Source organism: Streptomyces gilvosporeus (assembly GCF_002082195.1).
GTDB classification, from domain to species: domain Bacteria; phylum Actinomycetota; class Actinomycetes; order Streptomycetales; family Streptomycetaceae; genus Streptomyces; species Streptomyces gilvosporeus.
In genome coordinates this window covers 6,141,491-6,164,455 of the sequence record NZ_CP020569.1, presented here as the reverse complement: position 1 = coordinate 6,164,455, position 22,965 = coordinate 6,141,491, and the positions used below count along the sequence as shown (strand labels likewise).

Annotated in this window: 19 protein-coding genes; 11 read left to right on the top strand and 8 right to left on the bottom strand. The window is 72.4% G+C overall.

Going from position 1 to position 22,965, the window contains the following annotated elements; translation table 11 throughout:
- Nucleotides 1-93: 93 nt before the first annotated feature.
- Both meaB and B1H19_RS27665 read right to left on the bottom strand, forming a co-directional pair.
- A complete protein-coding gene (meaB, locus tag B1H19_RS27670) occupies nucleotides 94-1,053 on the bottom strand; it encodes a methylmalonyl Co-A mutase-associated GTPase MeaB (RefSeq protein ID WP_083107450.1) in 960 nt (319 codons plus the stop codon).
- A 43-nt stretch (nucleotides 1,054-1,096) separates the two neighbouring features.
- Complete coding sequence (locus B1H19_RS27665) at nucleotides 1,097-2,311, bottom strand: acetyl-CoA C-acetyltransferase (RefSeq protein WP_083107449.1); 1,215 nt, start codon at nucleotides 2,309-2,311, stop codon at nucleotides 1,097-1,099.
- Between the two features lie 137 nt (nucleotides 2,312-2,448).
- Here B1H19_RS27665 and mce point away from each other — a divergent pair, with 137 nt between their 5' ends.
- From mce to B1H19_RS27630, 7 genes are all read left to right on the top strand, one after another.
- Complete coding sequence (gene mce, locus B1H19_RS27660; RefSeq protein WP_083107448.1) at nucleotides 2,449-2,889, top strand: methylmalonyl-CoA epimerase; 441 nt, start codon at nucleotides 2,449-2,451, stop codon at nucleotides 2,887-2,889.
- Nucleotides 2,890-3,097: 208 nt separating this feature from the next.
- Nucleotides 3,098-7,345 carry a polarized growth protein Scy gene (gene scy, locus B1H19_RS27655; protein WP_083107447.1) on the top strand — a complete coding sequence of 1,416 codons (4,248 nt, stop codon included), beginning with the start codon at nucleotides 3,098-3,100 and terminating at the stop codon, nucleotides 7,343-7,345.
- 115 nt (nucleotides 7,346-7,460) lie between these two features.
- A complete protein-coding gene (locus B1H19_RS27650) occupies nucleotides 7,461-8,396 on the top strand; it encodes a coiled-coil domain-containing protein (protein ID WP_030065569.1) in 936 nt (311 codons plus the stop codon).
- Between the two features lie 119 nt (nucleotides 8,397-8,515).
- A complete protein-coding gene (locus B1H19_RS27645; protein WP_083109911.1) occupies nucleotides 8,516-9,517 on the top strand; it encodes an ATP-binding cassette domain-containing protein in 1,002 nt (333 codons plus the stop codon).
- A 3-nt stretch (nucleotides 9,518-9,520) separates the two neighbouring features.
- The gene (locus B1H19_RS27640; protein WP_083107446.1) at nucleotides 9,521-10,294 is read left to right on the top strand and encodes an ABC transporter permease; all 774 of its coding nucleotides are present in this window, start codon (nucleotides 9,521-9,523) and stop codon (nucleotides 10,292-10,294) included.
- 143 nt (nucleotides 10,295-10,437) lie between these two features.
- On the top strand, nucleotides 10,438-11,670 hold the full coding sequence (locus B1H19_RS27635) for an ABC transporter ATP-binding protein (protein ID WP_083107445.1): 1,233 nt from the start codon (nucleotides 10,438-10,440) through the stop codon (nucleotides 11,668-11,670).
- On the top strand, nucleotides 11,667-12,920 hold the full coding sequence (locus tag B1H19_RS27630; protein ID WP_083107444.1) for an ABC transporter permease: 1,254 nt from the start codon (nucleotides 11,667-11,669) through the stop codon (nucleotides 12,918-12,920). Before B1H19_RS27635 ends, B1H19_RS27630 begins: the two co-directional genes overlap by 4 nt.
- A gap of 21 nt (nucleotides 12,921-12,941) precedes the next feature.
- Here the strand turns inward: B1H19_RS27630 and B1H19_RS27625 are convergent, their stop codons facing one another.
- Nucleotides 12,942-13,259, bottom strand: coding sequence for an ATP/GTP-binding protein (locus B1H19_RS27625; RefSeq protein ID WP_083107443.1), 318 nt, complete (start codon nucleotides 13,257-13,259; stop codon nucleotides 12,942-12,944).
- Nucleotides 13,260-13,479: 220 nt separating this feature from the next.
- Between B1H19_RS27625 and B1H19_RS27620 the strand changes: the two genes are divergently transcribed.
- Nucleotides 13,480-14,520 (top strand): LLM class flavin-dependent oxidoreductase, encoded by a 1,041-nt coding sequence (locus tag B1H19_RS27620; RefSeq protein ID WP_083107442.1) that lies wholly within the window; start codon nucleotides 13,480-13,482, stop codon nucleotides 14,518-14,520.
- A 174-nt stretch (nucleotides 14,521-14,694) separates the two neighbouring features.
- On the opposite strand, the gene B1H19_RS27615 is transcribed toward B1H19_RS27620, so the two are convergent.
- Nucleotides 14,695-15,087, bottom strand: a complete 393-nt coding sequence (locus tag B1H19_RS27615; protein ID WP_046925967.1) for an SCO5389 family protein — start codon at nucleotides 15,085-15,087, stop codon at nucleotides 14,695-14,697.
- Between the two features lie 250 nt (nucleotides 15,088-15,337).
- Here B1H19_RS27615 and nucS point away from each other — a divergent pair, with 250 nt between their 5' ends.
- Complete coding sequence (gene nucS / locus B1H19_RS27610; RefSeq protein WP_030065559.1) at nucleotides 15,338-16,000, top strand: endonuclease NucS; 663 nt, start codon at nucleotides 15,338-15,340, stop codon at nucleotides 15,998-16,000.
- Nucleotides 16,001-16,244: 244 nt separating this feature from the next.
- On the opposite strand, the gene B1H19_RS27605 is transcribed toward nucS, so the two are convergent.
- The 4 genes from B1H19_RS27605 to B1H19_RS27590 all read right to left on the bottom strand — a co-directional run bounded on the left by B1H19_RS27605 (nucleotide 16,245) and on the right by B1H19_RS27590 (nucleotide 21,298).
- On the bottom strand, nucleotides 16,245-18,821 hold the full coding sequence (locus tag B1H19_RS27605) for an ATP-binding protein (RefSeq protein WP_083107441.1): 2,577 nt from the start codon (nucleotides 18,819-18,821) through the stop codon (nucleotides 16,245-16,247).
- Between the two features lie 284 nt (nucleotides 18,822-19,105).
- On the bottom strand, nucleotides 19,106-19,429 hold the full coding sequence (locus tag B1H19_RS27600) for an STAS domain-containing protein (protein WP_083107440.1): 324 nt from the start codon (nucleotides 19,427-19,429) through the stop codon (nucleotides 19,106-19,108).
- A gap of 182 nt (nucleotides 19,430-19,611) precedes the next feature.
- On the bottom strand, nucleotides 19,612-20,460 hold the full coding sequence (locus B1H19_RS27595) for a 3-hydroxyacyl-CoA dehydrogenase family protein (RefSeq protein WP_083107439.1): 849 nt from the start codon (nucleotides 20,458-20,460) through the stop codon (nucleotides 19,612-19,614).
- A 196-nt stretch (nucleotides 20,461-20,656) separates the two neighbouring features.
- Entirely contained in the window at nucleotides 20,657-21,298 is a 642-nt protein-coding gene (locus B1H19_RS27590) for a TetR/AcrR family transcriptional regulator (RefSeq protein WP_083107438.1), read from the bottom strand.
- An 80-nt stretch (nucleotides 21,299-21,378) separates the two neighbouring features.
- Between B1H19_RS27590 and B1H19_RS27585 the strand changes: the two genes are divergently transcribed.
- Nucleotides 21,379-22,164: an ABC transporter ATP-binding protein gene (locus B1H19_RS27585; protein ID WP_083107437.1), complete on the top strand. Its 786-nt coding sequence runs from the start codon at nucleotides 21,379-21,381 to the stop codon at nucleotides 22,162-22,164.
- Nucleotides 22,165-22,205: 41 nt separating this feature from the next.
- Nucleotides 22,206-22,961 (top strand): ABC transporter permease, encoded by a 756-nt coding sequence (locus B1H19_RS27580; protein ID WP_083107436.1) that lies wholly within the window; start codon nucleotides 22,206-22,208, stop codon nucleotides 22,959-22,961.
- Nucleotides 22,962-22,965: the final 4 nt, after the last annotated feature.

Here is a 22,965-nt window from a genome sequence, read left to right as displayed (position 1 = left end):
ACCAACTGACCGCGGGCGGCGCACACTTCGCCGGCCACCGGCCCCGCCCCGACCCCGGAGCCGTACTCGGCCCCGAACCGGCCCGAAACGGGCTCAGCCCCCGTTCGTCAACCCCTCCACCAGCTCGTCCGCCGCCCGATAGGGGTCGGTCTCGCCGACGACGATGCGCTCGGCCAGCGCGTCCAGCCGGCGGTCCCCGCTCAGGTCGCCGATCCGCTCGCGCAGCGCCGTGACGGCGATCGTCTCGACCTCCCGTGCGGCGCGGGCCCGGCGCCGGGCGGACAGGACGCCGTGCTCCTCCATCCACGCGCGGTGCTTCTCCAGGGCCTCGACCACCTCGTCGACGCCCTCGGACCGCGCCGCGACCGTCTTGACGATCGGCGGACGCCAGTCGCCCGGCGCCCGCGATTCGCCCAGGCCGAGCATGTGGTTGAGCTCGCGGGCGGTGGCGTCCGCTCCGTCCCGGTCGGCCTTGTTGACGACGTAGACGTCGCCGATCTCCAGAATGCCCGCCTTCGCGGCCTGGATCCCGTCGCCCATACCGGGCGCGAGCAGCACCACGCTCGTATCGGCCTGCGCGGCGATCTCCACCTCGGACTGCCCGACGCCGACCGTCTCGACGAGGACGATGTCGCAGCCGGCCGCGTCCAGGACACGGATCGCCTGCGGCGCCGCCCAGGCCAGGCCGCCCAGATGGCCGCGGGTGGCCATGGAACGGATGTAGACGCCGGGGTCGGAGGCGTGCTCCGACATCCGGACGCGGTCGCCGAGCAGCGCCCCACCGGAGAACGGCGAGGACGGGTCGACGGCGAGCACCCCGACCCGTTTGCCCGCCTTGCGGTAGGCCGTCACCAGGGCGGAGGTGGTGGTGGACTTCCCGACGCCGGGTGAGCCGGTCAGCCCGACCACATAGGCGTTTCCGGTGAGCGGCGCGAGCGCCGCCATCACCTCGCGCAGCTCCGGGGCCGCCCCCTCCACGAGGGAGATCAGCCGGGCCACCGCCCTCGGCCGGCCCTCGCGGGCCTGCTCCACCAGCTGCGGGACGTCCACCATCGCTGCCCGTCTCCTTCGGCTCGCTCGCGTACCTGTTGCGCGGTTACTTGCCCGAGTTGTTGCCCGGTACGCGGATGATCAGCGCATCGCCCTGACCGCCGCCACCGCACAGCGCGGCGGCGCCCAGGCCCCCGCCCCGCCGGCGCAGCTCCAGCGCGAGGTGGAGCACGATACGGGCGCCGGACATGCCGATCGGGTGGCCGAGGGCAATCGCCCCGCCGTTGACATTCACCTTTTCCGGGGATACCCCCAGGTCCTTCATTGACTGCACGGCGACCGCCGCGAACGCCTCGTTGATCTCGATCAGGTCAAGATCCTCGACGGCCAGGCCCTCCTTCTTCAGGGCGTGGTCGATCGCGTTGGACGGCTGCGACTGGAGGGAGTTGTCGGGGCCGGCGACGTTGCCGTGCGCGCCGATCTCCGCGATCCACTCCAGGCCCAGCTCCTGGGCCTTGGCCTTGCTCATCACGACCACGGCGGCCGCGCCGTCGGAGATCTGCGAGGAGGTGCCGGCGGTGATCGTGCCGTCCTTGGCGAAGGCCGGGCGCAGCTTGCCGAGGGATTCGGCGGTGGTCTCGCCGCGGATGCCCTCGTCCTCGCTGAACAGGACCGGGTCGCCCTTGCGCTGCGGGATCTCGACCGGGGTGATCTCGGCGGCGAACAGGCCGTTCTTCTGGGCGGCGGCGGCCCGCTGGTGGGAGCGGGCGGCGACCTCGTCCTGCTCGGGGCGGGCGATGCCCAGGCGGGTGTTGTGCTTCTCGGTGGACTCGCCCATGGCGATGCCCTCGAAGGAGTCGGTCAGACCGTCGTGGGCCATCGCGTCGAGCATCTCGACCGCGCCGTACTTGTAGCCCTCGCGGGACTTGGGCAGCAGATGCGGGGCGTTGGTCATCGACTCCTGGCCGCCGGCGACGATCACATCGAATTCGCCGGCGCGAATGAGCTGGTCGGCCAGGGCGATGGCGTCCAGACCGGAGAGGCAGACCTTGTTGACGGTGAGCGCGGGGACGTTCATCGGGATGCCGGCCTTGACGGCGGCCTGGCGGGCGGGGATCTGACCCGCGCCGGCCTGGAGGACCTGGCCCATGATCACGTACTGCACCTGGTCACCACCGATACCGGCCCGGTCCAGGGCGGCCTTGATGGCGAAGCCGCCCAGGTCGGCGCCGGAGAAGGTGCGCAGGGAACCCAGGAGCCGGCCCATGGGGGTGCGTGCTCCCGCCACGATGACGGAGGTGGTGCCGTTGGTTGCAGACATGCGATCCGGCCTTCCTTTGCAGGGAAGTTAACGAGGGTTCCCGTCAATGTACTGAGCGGTACGCCCGGGGTCACCGGGAAGCGGGTGTGATGGCTGGCACGTTGCGTAACCAGCCGTGCGAGCGGTGCACTGGAGCCATGCTGACGCGAATCGATCACATCGGGATCGCCTGTTTCGACCTCGACAAGACTGTCGAGTTCTACCGTGCCACGTACGGGTTCGAGGTGTTCCACTCCGAGGTCAACGAAGAGCAGGGCGTCCGCGAGGCGATGCTCAAAATCAACGACACCTCCGACGGCGGAGCCTCGTATCTCCAGCTCCTGGAGCCGACGCGGGAGGATTCCGCGGTGGGAAAGTGGCTGAAGAAGAACGGTGAGGGCGTGCACCACATCGCCTTCGGCACGGCCGATGTGGACGCCGACTCCGAGGCCATTCGGGACAAGGGTGTGCGGGTGCTCTACGAGGAGCCGCGGACCGGGTCGATGGGGTCCCGGATCACCTTCCTGCACCCCAAGGACTGTCACGGAGTGCTCACCGAACTCGTCACCGCCGCACCCTCCTCCCCGACGGAGCACTGACCTTCCCCTTCCCCGGCCGGTAGAGTGCACCTTCGGCCGGGGTACGGGAGTGGGGCCCGGCCCGTACTCTGCCGATGATCTGACACCATTTCTTCGGAAGGGTCAGCTCCGATGGGCGCGAGTCCGGTACGACGTGACGTGTACGGGACGAGCATCCGCAGGACGGAGTCGGCCGCCACCATGACCAGGGGACGGATGGGACCGCGCAGTGCGGGGCAACGACCGCTACGAGGCTGACGACCACCTCTCGCAGTTCGAGGCCGAGATGGAGCGGCTGAAGACCGAGCGGGACAAGGCCGTCCAGCACGCCGACGACCTCGGCTACCAGGTCGAGGTGTTGCGCGCCAAGCTGCATGAGGCGCGCCGCAACCTCGCGACCCGCCCTGCCTACGACAACGTCAGTCATCAGGCCGAACAGCTGCTGCGCAATGCGCAGATCCAGGCGGACCAGCTGCGCACGGACGCGGAGCGGGAGCTGCGCGAGGCGCGGGCGCAGACCCAGCGGCTGCTCCAGGAGCAGGCCGAGCGTCAGGCCCGGCTGGAGGCCGACCTGCACGCCGAGGCGGTCACCCGCCGCCAGCGGCTGGACGAGGAGCTCAACGAGCGCCGCCAGACCGTCGAGTCGCATGTCAACGAGAACGTGGCGTGGGCCGAACAGCTGCGGGCCCGCACCGAATCCCAGGCGCGCCGGCTCATGGAGGAGTCGCGGGCCGAGGCCGATCAGGCGCTGGCGGCCGCGCGGGCCGAGGCGCAGCGGCTGACCGAGCAGGCGCGGGAGCGGCTGGGGACGTCGGCCCAAGAGGCCCGCGCCGAAGCGGAATCCATCCTGCGCCGGGCGCGTACGGACGCCGAGCGGCTGCTGACCGCCGCGTCCAACCAGGCGCAGGAGGCCACCGATCAGGCCGAGCAGCTGCGGACGGCGGCCGGTACCGAGTCGGAGGAGGCGCGCCGCGCGGCGGCGGAGCTGACCCGGACCGCCGAGGCGCGGATCCAGGAGGCGGACACGGCGCTGCGCGAGGCACGCGCCGAGGCCGAGAAGCTGGTCGAGGAGGCCCAGCAGACCGCGGGCAAGCGGCTGTCGGCGGCCGAGTCGGAGAACGAGCAGCGCACCCGTACGGCCAAGGCGGAGATCGCGCGGCTGGTCGGTGAGGCCACCAAGGAGGCCGAGACGCTCAAGGCCGAGGCCGAGCAACTGCGCGCGGACGCCCGTACGGAGGCCGAGCGGCTGGTCGCCGAGGCACACGAGAACGCGCGGAGCCAGGCGGCGGAGGACACCGCGGCACAGCTGGCGAAGGCGGCGCGGTCGGCCGAGGAGGTGCTGACCAAGGCGTCCGAGGACGCCAAGGCGACCACCAAGGCCGCGGCCGAGGAGGCCGAACGGCTGCGCAAGGACGCCGAGTCCGAGGCGGACCGGCTGCGCGAGGAGGCGCACGACATCGCCGCCCAGCTCAAGGGCGCGGCGAAGGACGACACCAAGGAGTACCGCGCCAAGACCGTCGAACTCCAGGAGGAGGCGCGGCGGCTGCGCGGCGAGGCGGAGACGCTGCGGGCGGACGCCGTCGCCGAGGGCGAGCGGATCCGCAGCGAGGCCCGCCGGGAGGCGCTCCAGCAGATCGAGGAGGCGGCCGGGTCCGCCGAGGAGCTGCTGGGCAAGGCCAAGGCGGATGCGGAGGAGACCCGTTCGGGTGCCGTCGCGGAGAGCGAGCGGGTCCGTACGGAGGCCATCGAGCGGGCCTCGGCGCTGCGCCGGCAGGCCGAGGAGGCGCTGGAGAAGGCCCGTACGGAGGCCGAGCAGCTACTCCTGGAGGGCACCCAGGCGGCCGAGGAGCTGACGTCGGCGGCGGAGGCGGGCGCCCAGGAGCTGCGCGCGGAGGCCGAGCGGGCCGCCGAGGAGAAGCGGGCCGAGGCGCAGGCCGAGCTGGACCGGCTGCGCGACGAGGCGGAGGGCAAGGTCACCGCCGCCGAGGAGGGGCTGCGCGAGGCGCGCGCCGAGGCGGAGCGGCTGCGCCGCGAGACCCAGGAGGAGGCGGCCCGGCTCAAGGCGGAGGCCGCCGACCGGCGGCGCGCGCTCCAGCAGGATGCCGAGGAGGAGGCCGAGCGGCTGCGGACGGAGGCCGCCGCGGATGCGTCGGCGGCCCGTTCGGAGGCGGAGGCGGCGGCCGTACGGCTGCGCGGCGAGGCGGCGGCCGAGGCCGAGCGGCTCAGGGCGGAGGCGCAGGAGACCGCGGACCGGGTGCGCGCGGAGGCCGCGGCGGCCGCGGAGCGTACGGGTACCGAGGCGGCGCAGGCGCTGGCCGAGGCCCAGGAGGAGGCCGCGCGGCGGCGCCGGGAGGCCGAGCAGCTGCTGGGCGAGGCCCGCGAGGAGGCCCACCAGGAGCGCACGGCGGCGCGCGAGCAGTCCGAGGAGCTGCTGGCGTCGGCCCGTACACGGGTGAGCGAGGCGCAGGCGGAGGCCGAGCGGCTGGTCGAGGAGGCCGACCGGCGGGCGGCCGAGCTGGTCGCGGCGGCCGAGCAGACCGCGCAGCAGGTGCGCGATGCGGTCGCGGGTCTGCACGAGCAGGCCGAGGAGGAGATCGCCGGGCTGCGGTCGGCGGCCGAGCATGCCGCGCAGCGGACGAAGACCGAAGCGCAGGAGGAGGCCGACCGGGTCCGCACGGACGCCTACGACGAGCGCGAGCGGGCCTCGCAGGACGCGTCGCGGCTGCGCAGCGAGGCGCAGGCGGCCTCGGAGGCGGCCAGGTCGCTGGCGGAGCGGACGGTGGCGGAGGCCGCCGAGGAGGGCGACCGGCTGCGCGACGAGGCGGCCGGCGTTCTGGACGAGGCGCGGCGCGCCGCCAACGCGGCGCGGGCGGAGGCCGCCGAGCAGGCCGACCGGCTGGTGTCGGAGGCGACCGCGCAGGCCGAGAAGCTGATCGCGGACGCCGGAGCGCGGGCGCAGCAGCTGCGCACCGAGGCGTCCGATGCGCTGGCGGCGGGCGAGCAGGACGCGGCGCGTGCCCGTGCGGAGGCGCGCGAGGACGCCAACCGGATGCGGTCGGACGCCGCCGGGCAGGCCGATGCGCTGATCACCGAGGCCCGTACGGAGGCCGAACGGATCGTCACCGAGGCCACCGAGCTGACGTCCTCGGCGCAGGACGACGCCGACCGCATGGTCCAGGAGGCCCGGCAGGAGGCCGACCGGCTGCGGGCGGAGGCCGAGCAGCAGGCGCACGCCGCCCTCACCGAGGCGTCGGGAACCGCGGAGCGGCTGCGCACCGAGGCGGCCGAGGTGCTGGAGAAGGCGCGGGCGGACGCGGAGCGGACGGGCGACGAGGCGCGCACGGCGGCCAACAAGACCCGTTCGGACGCCGCGCAGCAGGCCGACGAGCTGATCTCGGAGGCCGGTACGGAGGCCGAGCGGCTGCGCACCGAGGCGGCGGAGACCGTCGCCGGTGCCGAGCGGGCGGCGGACGGCACCCTGGCCGAGGCCCGCGAGCAGGCCGACCAGATGCTGGCCGCGGCCACCGTCGAGGCGGACCGGCTGCGGACGGAGGCGGCCGAGACCGTCACCGCCGCGCAGGAGCACGCCAACCGCACCCGCAGCGAGTCCGCCAAGGTCAGGGAGGACGCGGACGCCGAGGCGGAGCGGCTGCGCACCGAGGCGCAGCAGGAGGCCGACCGGCTGCTGGACGAGGCCCGCAAGGACGCCGCCAAGCGCCGCGGGGACGCCGCCGAGCAGGCCGACCAGCTCATCGCCAAGGCGCAGGAGGAGGCGCTCAAGACGGCCACGTCCGCGGAGGAGCAGGCCGACACGATGGTCGGCGCGGCCCGCAAGGAGGCCGACCGGCTCGTCACGGAGGCGACGGCGGAGGGCAATGCGCGGGTGGAGAAGGCCCGTACGGACGCCAACACGCTGCTGGAGGAGGCCCGCCGGGACGCCACCGCCATACGGGAGCGCGCCGAGGAGCTGCGCACGCGTGTCGAGTCCGAGGTCGAGGAGCTGCACGAGCGGGCCCGCCGGGAGTCGGCGGAGGCGATGAAGAACGCCGGCGAGCGGGTCGACAAGCTGATCGCGCAGGCCACCGCGCAGCAGGTGGAGGCCAGGGAGAAAGCCGACCGCCTGCTGTCGGACGCGGGCAGCGAGGCGAGCAAGGTGCGGATCGCGGCGGTCAAGAAGGCCGAGGGGCTCATCAAGGAGGCCGAGAACAAAAAGGCCGAAGCGGTACGCAACGCCGAGCGGATGCGCAGCGAGGCGGAGGCGGAGGCCGGCCGGATCGTGGAGGAGGGCAAGCGCGAGCTGGAGGTCCTGGTGCGCCGGCGCGAGGACATCAACGCCGAAATCTCCCGGGTTCAGGACGTTTTGGAGGCCCTGGAGTCCTTTGAGTCGCCCGCCGGCGGCGGGGAGGGCAAAGGGGGCGTCAAGGCGGGAGCGGGAGCCGGCGCAACTCGTTCGAGTGGCAAGCAGTCTGAAGGGTAGCCACTCAAATGAGGGGTCATTCTCCACTTCAAACGCGCAATGACTCGATGACACGCCGTTAAGCCCCCTAGGATTCCCCTTATCACCTCCACCGGTCTCTTTCGACAGGAACCCCATGAGCGACACATCCTCCCCCTACGGCTTCGAGCTCGTGCGACGTGGGTACGACCGCGGTCAGGTGGACGACCGCATCAGCAAGCTCGTCGCCGACCGCGACAGCGCACTGGCCCGTATCACGTCGCTGGAAAAGCGCATCGAGGAGCTGCACCTCGAGACGCAGAACGCCCAGGCTCAGGTCAATGACGCCGAACCGTCCTATGCAGGTCTCGGTGCGCGCGTCGAGAAGATCCTCCGCCTCGCCGAGGAGGAGGCCAAGGACCTGCGTGAGGAGGCCCGCCGGGCCGCCGAGCAGCACCGTGAGCTGGCCGAGTCGGCCGCCCAGCAGGTCCGTAACGACGCCGAGCAGTTCGCCGTGGAGCGCAAGGCGAAGGCCGAGGACGAGGGCGCCCGGATCGTCGAGAAGGCCAAGGGCGAGGCCGCCACGCTGCGGGCCGAGGCGCAGAAGGACGCCCAGTCCAAGCGCGAGGAGGCCGACTCCCTCTTCGAGGAGACCCGCGCCAAGGCCGCGCAGGCCGCCGCCGATTTCGAGACGAACCTCGCCAAGCGCCGGGAGCAGTCCGAGCGGGATCTGGCCTCGCGTCAGGCCAAGGCGGAGAAGCGTTTGGCCGAGATCGAGCACCGCGCCGAGCAGCTGCGCCTGGAGGCCGAGAAGCTGCGGACGGACGCCGAGCGCCGGGCCCGCCAGACGGTGGAGACCGCGCAGCGCCAGGCCGAGGACATCGTCGCCGACGCCAACGCCAAGGCCGACCGGATCCGCAGCGAATCGGAGCGCGAGCTGGCGGCGCTGACCAACCGCCGCGACTCCATCAACGCGCAGCTGACCAACGTCCGCGAGATGCTGGCGACGCTGACCGGTGCGGCGGTGGCCGCGGCCGGCGCGCCCGGCGAGGACGAGATCTCCCGCGGCGTGCCCGCCCAGCAGTCCCGCTGACGGGTTCCCGGTCCCCCTCCGCGCCCTCGTACCGCCGCTGTGGCGGTGCGGGGGCGCGGACGCGCGTGGCCCGCGCGGCGCGGTGGCGGGGGCCCGGGGGCGCCCTTAGCGTGCTGTACATGATCGAGCTGGACGGGCTGACCAAGCACTACGGCGAGAAGGTGGCGGTCGACCATCTGACGTGCACGGTGCGCCCCGGCATCGTCACCGGCTTCCTCGGTCCCAACGGCGCGGGCAAGTCGACGACCATGCGGATGATGCTCGATCTGGACAATCCGACCGAGGGCACGGTCCGTATCGACGGCAGGCACTACCGGCAGCTGAGGGATCCGCTGACATATGTCGGCGCGCTGCTGGACGCCAAGGCCACGCACGGCGGCCGCAGCGCCTACCACCATCTGCTGTGCCTGGCGCAGAGCAACGGCATCCCGCGCGCCCGGGTCGCCGAGGTGCTGGACACCGTCGGCCTGACCTCGGTGGCCAGGAAGCGCACCAAGGGTTTCTCGCTCGGCATGGGGCAGCGGCTGGGCATCGCCGCGGCACTGCTCGGCGATCCGCAGGTGCTGCTCTTCGACGAACCGGTCAACGGCCTCGACCCCGAGGGCATTCACTGGATCCGCCATCTGATGAAGGATCTGGCGTCCCAGGGGCGCACCGTTTTCGTCTCCTCGCACCTGATGAGCGAAATGGCACTCACCGCCGACCACTTGATCGTCATCGGCCAGGGCCGTCTGATGGCGGACACCTCGATGGCCGATTTCATCGCCGAGAACTCCCGCTCGTACGTCCGGCTGCGCTCCCCGGAGCAGGAGAGGCTGCGGGATCTGCTGGGGGCCGAGGGGATCCATGCGGTGGCGGTCGGCAACGGTTCGCTGGAGGTCGACGGGGTGCCGGCCGCCCGGCTCGGTGAGCTCGCCGCCCGCGGCCGGCTGGTGCTGCACGAGCTGAGCCCCCAGCAGGCTTCCCTGGAGGAGGCGTTCATGCAGCTGACCGCGGCTTCGGTGGAGTACCACGCGCACGCCGACCGTCCGGCGGCGGCGCGGCCGGTGGACGGCACGCCGGTGCGGCCCGAGGGCTGGGGCGCCGACTGGCGGCAACGCCGGCAGAGGAAGGGGAGCTGACCGATGGCGGTGGTCACCCAGGTCCTGCGCTCGGAATGGACCAAGATCAGATCGGTGCGGTCGACGGTGTGGACGCTGGGCGTCGCGGTGGTCGTCACCCTCGCGCTGGGCGTGCTGATCTGCACCCTGGCCCGGCACGACTTCGGCTCGATGACGGCCGACCGCCGGGTCGCCTTCGACCCGACGAACATCAGCTTCGCCGGGATGGGCCTGGGGCAGCTCGCGATGATCGTCTTCGGGGTGCTGGTGGTCTCCAACGAGTACAGCACCGGGATGATCCGGGCCTCGCTGGCCGCCGTACCGCAGCGCGCCACCTTTCTGTCCTGCAAGCTGCTGGTGGCCACCGCGCTGGTCCTCGTGGTCGGCATGGCGACGAGCTTCGCGGCGTTCTTCGCCGGCCAGGCGGCCCTCGGCGCGCTCCGTGCGCACCTCGGCGATCCCGACGTCCTGCGCGCGGTCATCGGCGGCGGCCTCTATATGACGCTCATCGCGCTGTTCTCCATGGGCATCGCCGCGATGCTGCGCAGCCCGATGCTCTCGCTGGGCATCCTGATGCCGTTCTTCTTCCTGATCTCCAACATCCTCGGCAATGTCTCGGCCACCCGGAAAATCGGCCGCTACCTTCCCGACCAGGCGGGCCAGAAGATCATGCAGGTGGTGCCGAGGGTTGCCGACGAGGTCCCGTACGGCCCGTGGGGCGGCCTGGGGATCATGGTCGGGTGGACCGTGGCGGCGCTCGTGGGCGGCTTCGTCGTCCTGAAGAAGCGCGACGCCTGACGCCGTACGGGACGGGTCCCCGGCGCACCCCCGCGGCGGCCCGCACCGCGAAGTGGATGGAACCGTCAACCTCCCGATAGCCTCATAACCCTCACGGGGGTACGAGGGCGCCTCTGCCCCGACCACCACGCGAGGGGCGGAGAATGATCGAGGCAGTCGGCCTGACGAAGCGCTACGGCGCCAAGACGGCCGTGCACAACCTGTCGTTCCAGGTACGGCCGGGAACCGTCACCGGCTTCCTGGGGCCCAACGGCTCCGGCAAGTCGACGACGATGCGGATGATCCTGGGGCTCGACACCCCGACATCGGGGCACGCCACGATCGCCGGCCGGCCCTTCCGCAAGCTCCCCAACGCACCCCGCCAGGTGGGCGCGCTGCTCGACGCCAAGGCCGTGCACGGCGGCCGCAGCGCGCGGGCGCATCTGCTGTCGCTGGCACAGCTCTCGGGCATCCCGGCGCGCCGGGTCGACGAGGTGCTCGGTGTGGTGGGCCTCCAGCAGGTCGCGACGCGGCGTTCCAAGGGCTTCTCGCTCGGTATGGGCCAGCGCCTGGGCATCGCCGCGGCGCTGCTCGGCGATCCGCAGGTGCTGCTCTTCGACGAGCCGGTCAACGGCCTCGACCCCGAGGGCATCCTGTGGGTGCGCAATCTGATGAAGCAGCTGGCGGCCGAGGGCCGTACGGTCTTCGTCTCCTCGCACCTGATGAGCGAAATGGCGCTCACCGCCGAGCACCTGATCGTGATCGGCCGCGGCCAGCTGCTCGCCGACATGCCCGTCAAGGACTTCATTTCGGCCAACTCCGCCGACTTCGCCCGGGTGCGCACGCCCGACACCGAGCCCGAACAGCGCGAGAAGCTGACCGCCGCGCTCGGTGAGGCGGGCGGTCAGGTCGAACCCGAGCCGGACGGCGCGCTGAAGGTGACCGGACTGCCGCTGCCGAGGATCAGCGATCTGGCCCATGCGGCCGATGTCCGCCTGTGGGAGCTGTCGCCGCACCAGGCTTCCCTGGAGGAGGCGTACATGCGGCTCACCCAGGGTGCCGTGGACTACCGCTCGACGAGCGACCAGCGCGCCGGGCTGCAGCAGCAGATGCCGCAGCACATGGCGCAGCAGATGGCTCAGCAGATGCCGCAGGGTTATGCGCCCGGCCAGCCGCATATGCAGCAGCCGTATGCCCCGCAGGCGCCCGGCGTTCCGGGGCCGGGTTATCCGCCGCCGGGCCAGGCTCCGGGTCACCCGTACGGGGCACCCGAGCAGTACGGCGCGCCCCACCCGTACGGGCAGCCGGCGCAGGCCGTCGCGCCGATGCCGCCGGCCGCCTCAGCGCCCGCCGCCCCCGCCGCCATGCCCACGCCGCAGAACGAGGACGCCCGATGACCAGCCCTCAGCAGCCCCAGCCGGAGCCCGGCCCGCACGGCGCCGGCGCCCAGCCGCAGCCGATGCCGGCGGCGCCCCCGATGCCGCCCGCCTCCCCGGAGCAGCCCCCGGCCGCACCGGCGGCGCCCAAGGAAGCCGGCACGATGATGCTCCAGGCGCAGGCCGCCCCGCCGCAGCAGCCGCAGCAGCCCGCCGCCGCTCCCGGCGCCGCGCCCGCCAAAGAGGCCGGCACGATGATGCTCCAGGCCCAGCCGCTCCCCCAGGCCCAGCCGCAGCCCCAGCCGCTCGCCGCGCACGGCCCCGGCAAGGACGCGGGCACGATGATGCTCCAGGCCCAGGCCGCCCCGCCGCAGCAACCGCAGGCCCCGCAGCAGCCTCAGGCGCATCAGCCGCAGGCCCCGCAGCCCCCGGCGGCGCCCCCGGGCCAGGCCCCGCAGGCCCCCAACTGGCAGGCGGGCCAGGGCGGTTACGTCTCTCCGATCCCGGTGAACTCCACCCACCTCGGCCACGCCCTGGCCTCCGAGTGGACCAAGATCCGCTCGGTGCGCTCGACGATCTGGACGCTGGGCGTCATGGTCGCGCTGATCGTCGGCATCGGCCTGCTCACCGCCACCGCCATGTCGGGCCACGCCGTCAGCCCCCGGACCGCCTTCGGGTTCTTCAGCGTCATGCTGGGCACCCTGTGCATCATCCCGCTCGGCGTCCTGGTGATCTCCTCCGAGTACGGCACGGGGATGATCCGGACCACCATGACCGCCTGCCCCGGCCGGTCCCGGGTGCTCGCCGCCAAGGCGATCGTCTTCTTCGGGCTCGCGTTCGTGATCACGACGCTGTCCACCTCACTCGTCGCGCTGGCGATGTCCGGCATGGTCGACGGCCCGGAGCCGACGACCGACGAATGGCTGCGGTCCACGGTGGGCTCCGGCCTGTACGTCTCGATGCTCGGCCTGCTGGCCCTGGCCGTGGGCTCCCTGCTGCGGCATTCGGCCGGCGCCATCAGCGCCATGTTCGGCGTGGTCCTGCTGCCGATGCTGCTCGCGGTCTTCATGATCGGCGCGACCAGCCTGAAGTGGCTCATGGAGGCGCTGATCAACTACTCGGTCCCCAACTCCCTGGCGACCCTGTACGGCATTCCGTTCCTCGCGGACCATTCCGGCCCGGAGGGCTGGACCCCACTGTGGATCGTGACCGGTGTCGCCGCCGTGGCCCTGGCCGCCGCCTTCGTCGTCCAGGAGCAGCGCGACGTGTAGCGCCGCAGCACGCCCGGGACTTCAGTACCTGGGCGCATTTCGGGACCGCTGGAGCCGTGCGCTCCGGCGGTCCCGTGCGTTCCAGCACGCTTTGTGCCAGTGCCGGCGGTCGTCGACATCGCCGTGTTGCGGCCAGGCCACGACATGCGGCACCCCCGGAGGGATCTCCTGGTCACAGCCGGGGCAGCGGTAGTGCTTGGCCGCGCCGGAGCCTCCGACCTGCCGTACGACCCACTCCTCGCCGCGCCATTCCTCGGTCTTCTCCAGGCCGTAACGGTCGCCACCCGTGCGGTCGGCGGGCTTCGCACCGCCGCGCTGGCGGTTTCGACGCGGGGACACTGAACACCTCGGGCAATCTGCGGGGACGGGCCCCGGGCAAGCGGAGTCGAACCGGGGGGAGGGTGGTCACCAGCGTACGCGGCCCGGTCAGGGGCGAACGCCCCCCAACAGGTTTCTGCGATCATCGGGAAATTTCCCGTCAGGCCGTGCCCTTGGCACGTGTCGCACGTTGTTGCCTGTAAGGGGGAAGTCGCGTCGGCTGCGAGGGAGGCAGAGAGCGATGCGCGTTGGGGCCTTCATCCTGGCCGCTCAATTCCCCGGTCAGGGACAGGGGGAAGCACTGCACCGCGCGGTGCGCTCCGCCGAGGTGGCGGAGGAGGCCGGACTGACCGATGTCTGGCTGGCGGAACACCACTTCGTGCCGTACGGCGTCTGCCCGAACGCGGTGACGCTGGCCGCGCTGCTGCTGGGCCGCACCCGCCGGATCGGGGTCGGTACGGCGATCAGCGTGCTGCCGACCCAGCATCCGGTGGCGCTCGGCGAGCAGGCGGCGCTGCTGCATGTGACCTCCGAGGGCCGGTTCACGCTCGGCGTCGGCCGCGGCGGGCCCTGGGTGGACCTGGAGGTCTTCGGCTCCGGCCTCGCCGCGTACGACCACGGCTTCCCCGAATCGCTGGATCTGCTGCTGCGCTGGCTGCGCGAACCGCGGGTCGGTGCGGCGGGTGAGCGCTATGCGTTCCGGGAGGTGGCCGTCGTCCCTCGTCCCGTCGAGGCGCTGACCGATCCGGACACCACGTCCTGCGGCCCGCCCGTGGTCGTCGCCTGCACCTCGCCCGCGTCCGTACGGCTCGCCGCCGAGCGCGGACTGCCGATGCTGCTCGGGATGCACTGCGGCGACGACGAGAAGGCGGAGATGGTCGCGCTGTGGCGGTCGGCGGCGCTGGCGGCCGGCCGGGACGGCGACGAAGTGGCCACGGCCGGCCATGTGTCGGCGGGCGTGGTGCAGATCGCCGACCGCCGGGACGATGCCGTCGAAACGCTGATGAAGGCGATGCCCGGCTGGCTGCGGCAGGGGCTGGGCGCGCATGTGACGGTCGACGGCCGCTACCGCACCATGCGGGATCCGCTGGCGTACACGGAGCTGTTGTGCGGGGTGCATCCCGTCGGCCCGCCGGATCTGTGCGCGGACCGGCTGGCGGCGACGGCGGAGCGTACGGGCATCACGCGGTTCGCGCTGCTCGTCGAGGGCTCCGGCGATCTCGCCGCCACCGAGGAGAACGTCCGGCGGCTGGGCGCGGAAGTGCTGCCACAGCTGGGGTGACTCCGCCGGACGGGGCGGAGCGGTGTGCGGTGTTCCCCAAGGTGCACGCGGTGCACGTGGTGCGGTCGTTCGCGCGCCGTACTTCCGGCGGGGCCAGCCGTCACTCGGTGGTGCTGCCGCCGGCGCACGGACGCGGTGCGCCCCCCGCGTCGTGCGCAGCGGCAGCAACTCCGATCAGCAGTCGCGCAGTTCGGGCGACTGGTTCAGCAGCTGGCCCCGGATCGAGGTGAACTTGGCCAGGCGGTCGTCCACGGCCGGGTCGAGCGGGAAGACCGCGACCCGGTGGCAGTTCTGAAAAGCCAGCCGCACACCGAAGTGGCGCTCCAGCGAACCACGAATGGCGTCACTCGCCAGCGCGCGCAGCAGCTGGCCGCGCGCCTGCTCGTCCGGCGGCGGCGTCTGGTTGTCGGCGAACTGACCGCCGTCCACCTTCAGCTGTGCCACCAGCGAGCTGATCATCCCCCATGCATAAGGCAGGGAGTTCCGGACGCAGTCGACAAATGCGGCTTCGTCGACCTCGCCTCGCTCGGCCTGTTCGAGGAGGGCCGGTGAGACGTCGAGCGACATGAGGTTCTCCTCTCGCGGCCCCGTCGGGACGGACGGGGCCTAGGGACGGGACAAGGGGCTCGGCGACAGAGCGTGTTCGCCTCACGACCCCCCGCTTCAACGGTATGCCGCACAAGAGGCGCGCACCAGGAGATTGCACATACAACCGGCCATTGGTCAGCGCCGGGGGTGCGGGGATTTCCGCCGTAAAGAGACCGTGCGCCCAGGGCGAATCGCGCGGGCGGCCCCCGGTCGAGTAGCGTTTCGCCCCATGCGTCTCGTCATCGCCCGCTGCTCCGTGGACTACGCGGGCCGGCTCACCGCCCACCTTCCCTCGGCCCCCCGTCTCATCCTGGTGAAGGCGGACGGCTCCGTCTCCATTCACGCGGATGACCGGGCCTACAAACCCCTCAACTGGATGTCCCCGCCCTGCTCCCTCAAGGAGGGCGACGGCGGTGTGTGGACGGTGGAGAACAAGGGTGGCGAGAAGCTCATCATCACCCTGGAGGAGGTCCTGCACGACTCCTCGCACGAGCTCGGCGTCGACCCCGGCCTCATCAAGGACGGTGTGGAGGCCCACCTTCAGGAGCTGCTCGCCGACCGGATCGAAACCCTCGGCGAGGGCTATTCCCTGATTCGGCGTGAATACCCCACTGCCATTGGCCCCGTGGATATCTTGTGCCGTGACGCGGACGGCCAGACCGTGGCCGTGGAGATCAAACGACGCGGCGAGATCGACGGCGTGGAGCAGCTCACCCGCTATCTCGAACTCCTCAACCGCGACCCGCACTTGGCGCCCGTCAAGGGCATCTTCGCAGCTCAGGAAATCAAGCCCCAGGCCCGCGTACTGGCCACCGACCGCGGTATCGGCTGCGTCGTCCTGGACTACGACGGCCTGCGCGGCATCGAGGACGACAAGCTGCGGCTGTTCTGATCCGGGCGACCCTTAGGGGGATCCCGGCAACCCTTAGGGGGCGGTCGAACGGATCCCCTAGGGGATGCAAGGCCCCCTTACGGGCCACAACGTGCGGGGTGGGGGCGGGAGTTCCCGCAGAACGAGGCGGGGCGGGGGTCCCGTCGGAACGAGGCGGGGCAGGAGTCCCGTCGGAACGGCGCGGGGCGGGAGTTCCCTCGGGATCCCGCCCCGGCGGCTGTCGGGGCGGGGCCGTGGGCGGGTGTCAGGCCGTGCTTTCCGCTTCCGACGGGCTGGTGGTGCCGGTCGGGGGCTGGCTCGTGCCGGAGGGGGTGCCCGAGGCGGTCGCGGAGGTCGTGTCGTCGGGGCCGGCGCCCGCGGCGGTGGACTGGGACGGGCTCTGGGTGCTCGGCTTGCCCGTGGGGCCCTGGGTCGGGGTCGGATCCTCGGTCGGCGTCGGGTCCTGGGTCGGCGTGGGCGTCGGCGTCGAGGTCGGCTTGTGGGTCGGCTCGGTCGGCCGGTCGGTCGGCGCGGTGGGCCCGGTGGTCGGGTCCGTCGGGCCGGAGGACGGGTCGGACGGCTGGGTGCCCGGGTCCGTGGGGGACGCGGTACCGGTGTCGCTCGCCGACGGGGACGGGCGGCCCGTGTGGCGGGCGTGGCCCGGTGCGGACGTACCGGGGCCGGTGGACGGACGGCCGGAGCCCGAGGTGGGCCCGTCGGTCGGCAGCTCCGGGTTCTGGCCGTCCGGGGTGGTCTGCTCCGAGGTGACGTGACCGCCCTTGGAGTCGTCGCCGCCGGAGGTCATCCCGAGCGTGATGACGGTGCCCAGGACGGCGACCAGCACCGCACCGGCGCCCGCGGCGACGATATTACGGCGGGCCGTGCGCTTGGCACCCGTACCGGTGGCGGGGAGAACCGTGGTGGCCGCGCCGCCCGTGGAGGCCGTCGCCCGCCGGGCGACGACGGTGGCGTCCGCGGGCTCGGGGCGCGCGGCGCGCAGCTTGGCGGTCGAGACGGCGTCGGGCGACGCCCCGGCCGGCGGCTTGGGCGCCGCGGCCGCCTTGGCGCCCGTGCCCGCCTTCAGCCCGACCGGCTTGAGAGCGGTCGTGTCGGCGGCCGCCGAAGCGGCCCGCGAACGGTCGCTGACCAGCGCCAGCGCCCGCCGCCCGGCGACCGCGCCGCGGCGGTCGGAGAGCACCCCTCGCAGCCCGATGGACGCCTCCAGTTCGGCGCGCGCCCGGTCCAGGCTGCCGCTGCACAGCGCCAGTACACCCAGCTCGTGGTGGAAGTACGCCTCCTCGGCGACCTCACCGGACCGCCGCGCGGCCTCCTGGCCGTGCCGCAGACTGCGCTCCCAGGCGCTCCAGTACAGTCCCGCGGCGAACGCGGGCGCGGCCGTACGGGCGAGCAGCACCGCCGCACTGGCGTGGCCGGCCTCCCGGCTGCCGGTCAGGACGCCCATCGCGGCCAGCACCACATCGGCCTCGGCGGCGGCCCGTTCGGGGGTGACCGAGGGGTGTCCGGCCCACCAGGCGTAGTGCTGGGCGGCGGTGTGTGCACGGGCGGCGGCGCCTTCGGCGTAACCGACGGCGGTCAGTTGGTCCACGACGGTGGCGGCGAGCCGGTAGTGGGAGCCCGCCGGGGAGATCAGGCCCGCGTCGAGCAGTTCGCCGAGGACGGCGTCCGCGTGGGTGTCCTCGGTGAGGGCGGGCAGATGCGACTGGTGGGGCAGTTCGCCGCCGAGCGCGACCGCGAAGCGCAGCGTCTCCTGGGCGGCGGGGCCGAGCCGGGCGGCGAGCAGCGGTACGGGGGAGGCGGCCTCGCCCAGGGTGGGCAGCGGTCCGTCGGGGTGCGCCCCCGGGGTGGCGGCGGTCTCGTCCGGTGCCGCGGCGTCGGCGGCCGGCTCCTCGGTGCCGTCCGGGGCGGCGGCGTCCGCCTCGGCCACGGTCCGGTCGCGCCGCCGCAGCAGCTCCGCGGCCTGGACGAACCGCAGCGGCAGGCCCTCGGACTCGAACCACAGGTCGGCGGCCCAGGCCTCCTCGTCGGCGGTGAGCGACCGGCCCACGGCCCGCTCCAGCATCCGTACGCAGGCGCTGCGGCCGATCCCGCCGAGGAAGACCTCTTCGAGGGGGCAGCCGGCGCTGGGGGCCGGGACGTCGGGGGTGGCCGCGATCAGGAAGGCGCATTCGGGGGTGGCGTCGAGGAGTTCGTCGAGGCCGGTGCCGCCGAATTCCAGGTCGTCCAGGACGACGATCGCGCCGATGGCGCCCAGGCGGCGCAGCAGTTCGGGGCGGTCGGGGCGGTGCCGCGGGGCGCGGTAGACCGCGGCGAACAGCGCGTGGAGGACGTCGGTGGGGGTGCGGTGGTAGCCGGAGAGGCGGATGACGCCGTCCGGGGCGAGGTCGGCGCAGGCGCCGGCGACCGCGTCCAGCAGGCGGGTGCGGCCCGAGCCGGAGGGGCCGGTGACGCGGACCGATCGGCCGCGCGAGAGCAGCCGTACCAGGCGCTCGGTTTCCTCGGAGCGCTCCTCGAGGACGGTCTCGCGGCCCGCGGATCCGGGCGGGCCGGCCGGGACCGGAGGCGCGGCGGCGCGGGCGGCCTCGGTGCGTTCCTGGGCGGTGAGTTTGCCGGGAACGGCGGGGCGTTCGCCGGGCGGGCAGGGCTCTATCTCGCTGCCGTCGATGGGGTTGACGGTGACGAGGTAGCCGCCGGAGACCAGTCGTACGACGCGGGCCTGGCCGCCGGAGCCCTCCTGCGGGGTGCCGAACGGGGGCGTCGGCGCCTGGGCAGGGTGAACCTGCTCGCCGTACTCCTCAGGTCCCCGGTCCGTGTTCGGGTCCATGCTGCAAGCTCCCAGATGTGGCGTGCCCGACTGCTCTTCCGGCCGTTCGCACCCCCCGGCCGTGGCCGGGGTCACCTGGCCGTGGCGTCTGGTCTGGTCCGGTCACCGCCGTGGTGATGCCATACGGCGGGGCAACCGAACCTTAGACGGGGGATGCGGTGCGGCGCAGCGCCGGGGCCCGGCAGCACCCCGAACGCGTCGAACGTACCGAATGCCCCGGTGATCCCGGAAGTCACGGTATGTCCCGCGGCCGGGTCAGGTGGCCGGGCCGCACGGTCGGGGTCTCAGACCCGGGGAAGCGATTCGGCTTCGATCCCGCCCTCGATGGCGAGGATGCGGTGCAGCCTCGTGGCGACCAGGAGCCGCTGCATCTGGGGTGGTACGCCGCGCAGCACCAGGCGGCGGTTGACCCGGCCCGCGCGGCGGTGCGCACCCATGATCACGCCGAGGCCGGTGGCGTCCCAGGAGTCCAGCTCGGTCAGGTCCAGGACGAGATCGCCGTGGCCGGAGTCGACGGCGGCGTGCAGGGCCGTACGGGCGTCCGCCGCGCTGCGGACGTCGAGGCGGCCCCCGACGACCAGCTCGACGTGATCGCCCCTGATGTGCATATGCGCTCCCCGGTTGATGGGCCCGTTCGGATGGATCTGTGCCCTTGAGGTCTACAGAACTGACTGCCTCTCATGCGGCGAAGTTGCCGCCTGTAAGCGAACCGATACCGAATTCACCCCGAAGGGTGAGCACATCGGGCCGGTGCCTTGCCGGCTGCCGGCCCGATGCGGTAACGGCGGGATCAGTGCTCGTAGAACCCCTGCCCACTCTTGCGGCCGATATCGCCTGCATCCACCATCCGCCGCATGATCTCCGGCGGTGCGAACTTCTCGTCCTGGGATTCGGTGTAGATGTTGTCGGTGGCGTGCATCAGGATGTCGATGCCCGTCAGGTCGGCGGTGGCCAGCGGCCCCATGGCGTGGCCGAAGCCCAGCTTGCAGGCGATGTCGATGTCCTCGGCGGTGGCCACACCGGACTCGTAGAGCTTGGCGGCCTCGACGACGAGCGCCGAGATCAGCCGGGTGGTGACGAAGCCGGCCACATCGCGGTTGACGACGATGCAGGTCTTGCCGACCGACTCGGCGAATTCCCGGGCGGCGGCGAGGGTTTCGTCGCTGGTCTTGTAGCCGCGCACCAGCTCGCACAGCTGCATCATCGGCACCGGCGAGAAGAAGTGGGTGCCCACGACCCGCTCGGGGCGGGAGGTGGCCGCGGCGATCTTGGTGATCGGGATGGCGGAGGTGTTGGAGGCCAGCACCGCGCCGTCCTTGGCGACCTTGTCCAGCGTCTGGAAGATCTCCCGCTTGACCTCGATCTTCTCGAAGACCGCCTCGACCACGACATCGGCGTCGGCGACGGCTTCGAGGTCGGTCGTGGTGGTGATCCGCGCCAGCGCCTGCTCGGCCGCGGCCGCCTCCAGCTTGCCCTTGGCGACGAACTTCTCGTACGAGGCCTCGATGCCGCCCCTGCCACGGGCCAGCGCCTCGTCCGTCACATCGCGCAGCACGACGTCCCACCCCGCCTGGGCGGAGACCTGCGCGATGCCGGACCCCATGAGTCCGGCCCCGATGACGGCGAGCTTCCTTGCCACTGCTGTCCCCTAACGCCCTGTGCACTTGAGAGTTGTCGGTCCAGGCTGACGTTAGCGGGCGAGCACGATCCTTTGGCGGGTAAGAGATGCGAGTCACTCCGCCCGTCGCGCCGCGGTGAGGCCGTGGGGGCCCGGAGCCGCCCCCGCCATGACGGACGTCACACCCACATGGCCCCACGGGCGGTGCACCGGGCCGTCAGCCCGCCGCCCGTACGGCGTAGTTGAGGACCTTTTCGCTCAGCAGCTCCTCCATGTCGTCCAGGAGCACCAGCGCCTCGCGCGAGACCTCCGCGGGCTTGCGGCCGGCGATCATCTCCTCGGTGACGGTGGTCATCAGGGCCTGGTGGACCCAGTTGATCTGTCCGGCCATCAGACCGGGCAGCGGATCGTCGTCCGCGGCGCCGGTCTCCTCGCGGAGGGTGGCTTCGAGGTTCTCGAACTGCTCGCGCTGCACCCGCCACAGCCGGGCCTGGAGGGCCGCCGATTCCCGGACGACCTGCATGAAGCGGTCATAGCCCTCGATCAGCCCGACCTTGGGCGACACGCTCTCCACCTCCTCGCGCAGTTCGCGCAGGACGGCGGCGGCGGCCGACTCCCCCGCGCCGCGGGCCCGTACGAACCGCGACAGCCGGTCGATCAGCCCCTTGCTGCGGTCGAAGAAGAGGTCCTCCTTCGCCGGGAAGTAGTTGTAGACGGTGTTGACGGAGACATCGGCCGCCTCGGCGATCTCCGCGATGGTCACCGCGTCGAAGCCGCGCTCCAGGAAGAGGCCGGTGGCCACGTCCGAGAGGTACTGACGCGTCTGCCGTTTCTTCCGCTCCCTGAGTCCCTCTGCCATGCCTCCACCCTACCCATCTCTGGGCTCTCTTAATTTTTGGAGGCATTGCAAATTTGGGGACTCTCTGTTTTTCTCTTCTCATGTCCGTCATCAGCGCGTCCGGACTCGCCCGGACCTTCACCACCCCGCGCGGCCCCGTAGAGGCCGTGCGCGGCATCGACCTCACCGCCGAGCGCGGCGAGATCCTCGGTTTCCTCGGTCCCAACGGCGCCGGCAAGACCACCACCCTGCGGATGCTGACGACCCTGCTCGCACCCACCGGCGGACGCGCGAGCGTCGCCGGCTGCGATCTGGTCCGCGATCCGGCAGAGGTGCGCCGCGCCTGCGGATACGTCGCCCAGTCCGGCGGCGTCGATCCCCATGTCTCGGTCCGCGAGGAGCTGGTCACCCAGGGCCGGCTCTACCGCCTCACCAAACGCCAGGCCCTGGCCCGTACCGAGGAACTGGCCGCCGACCTGGGCCTGACCGAGCTGCTCGACCGCCGGACCGCGGCGCTCTCCGGCGGGCAGCGGCGGCGGCTGGACCTCGCGATGGGGCTCACCCACCGCCCCCAGGTGCTCTTCCTGGACGAGCCGACCACCGGACTCGACCCCGGCAGCCGCGCCGATCTGTGGGATCTGGTGCGCCGGATCCGTACCGCGCACGGCACCACCGTCTTTCTGACCACCCACTACCTGGACGAGGCGGATGCGCTCGCCGACCGGCTGGTGATCGTCGACAAGGGCGTGGTGGCCGCCGAGGGCACACCCGACGCCCTCAAGCGCGCGCACGGCGGTTCGCCGGACGCGTCGCTCCAGGACACCTTCCTCGCCATTACGGGGCGGCGCGCCGCGGTGCCCGAGGACACCGCCCCGATCGCCGTCTGACCGCCGTCCCTCGCCGTCCTCTTGATGTCCGGGAGTTCGTCTTGTCCCCCTTCCTCTCCGACACCGCGCTGGTCTTCGGCCGCTACGCCCGCCAGACCCTGCGCTCCAAGCTCCAGATGCTCTTCGGCGTGCTGATGCCGCTGCTCTATCTGCTCTTCTTCGGCCCGCTGCTCACCGACCTCCCGCTCGCTTCCGCCGGCAGCTCCTGGCAGCTGCTGGTGCCCGGCCTGCTGCTCCAACTCGCCCTGTTCGGGGCCGCGTTCTGCGGTTTCGGGATCATCATGGAGAAGCAGCACGGGGTCGTGGACCGGATGCGGGTCACGCCGGTGAGCCGGGCCGCGCTGCTGATGGGACGGGTGCTGCGGGATGCCGCGCTGTTCGTCTTCCAGTCCGTGCTGCTGGTGCTGGCCGCGCTGGCCATGGGGCTGCGGGCGCCGCTGCCCGGCATCCTCATCGGCTTCGTCTTCGTCGCCCTGCTGACCGCGGCGCTCGCCTCGCTCTCGTACGCGCTGGCGATGAAGGTGTCCACGCCCCAGGAATTCGGCCCCGTCATCAACGCCGTCACCATGCCGTCGATGCTGCTGTCCGGGCTGATGCTGCCGATGACACTGGGGCCCACGTGGCTCGATGTGCTCTCGCATGTCATGCCGCTGCGCTATCTCGTCGACGCGGTCCGGTCGGCGTACGTCGGTGCGTACGCCTCCTCGGCCGTGCTCTACGGCGCACTGGTCGCGCTCGCCTTCGCCGCCCTGTCCATGGCCCTGTGCACCCGGGCGTTCCGCAGGGCCGCGGCGTAGGCTC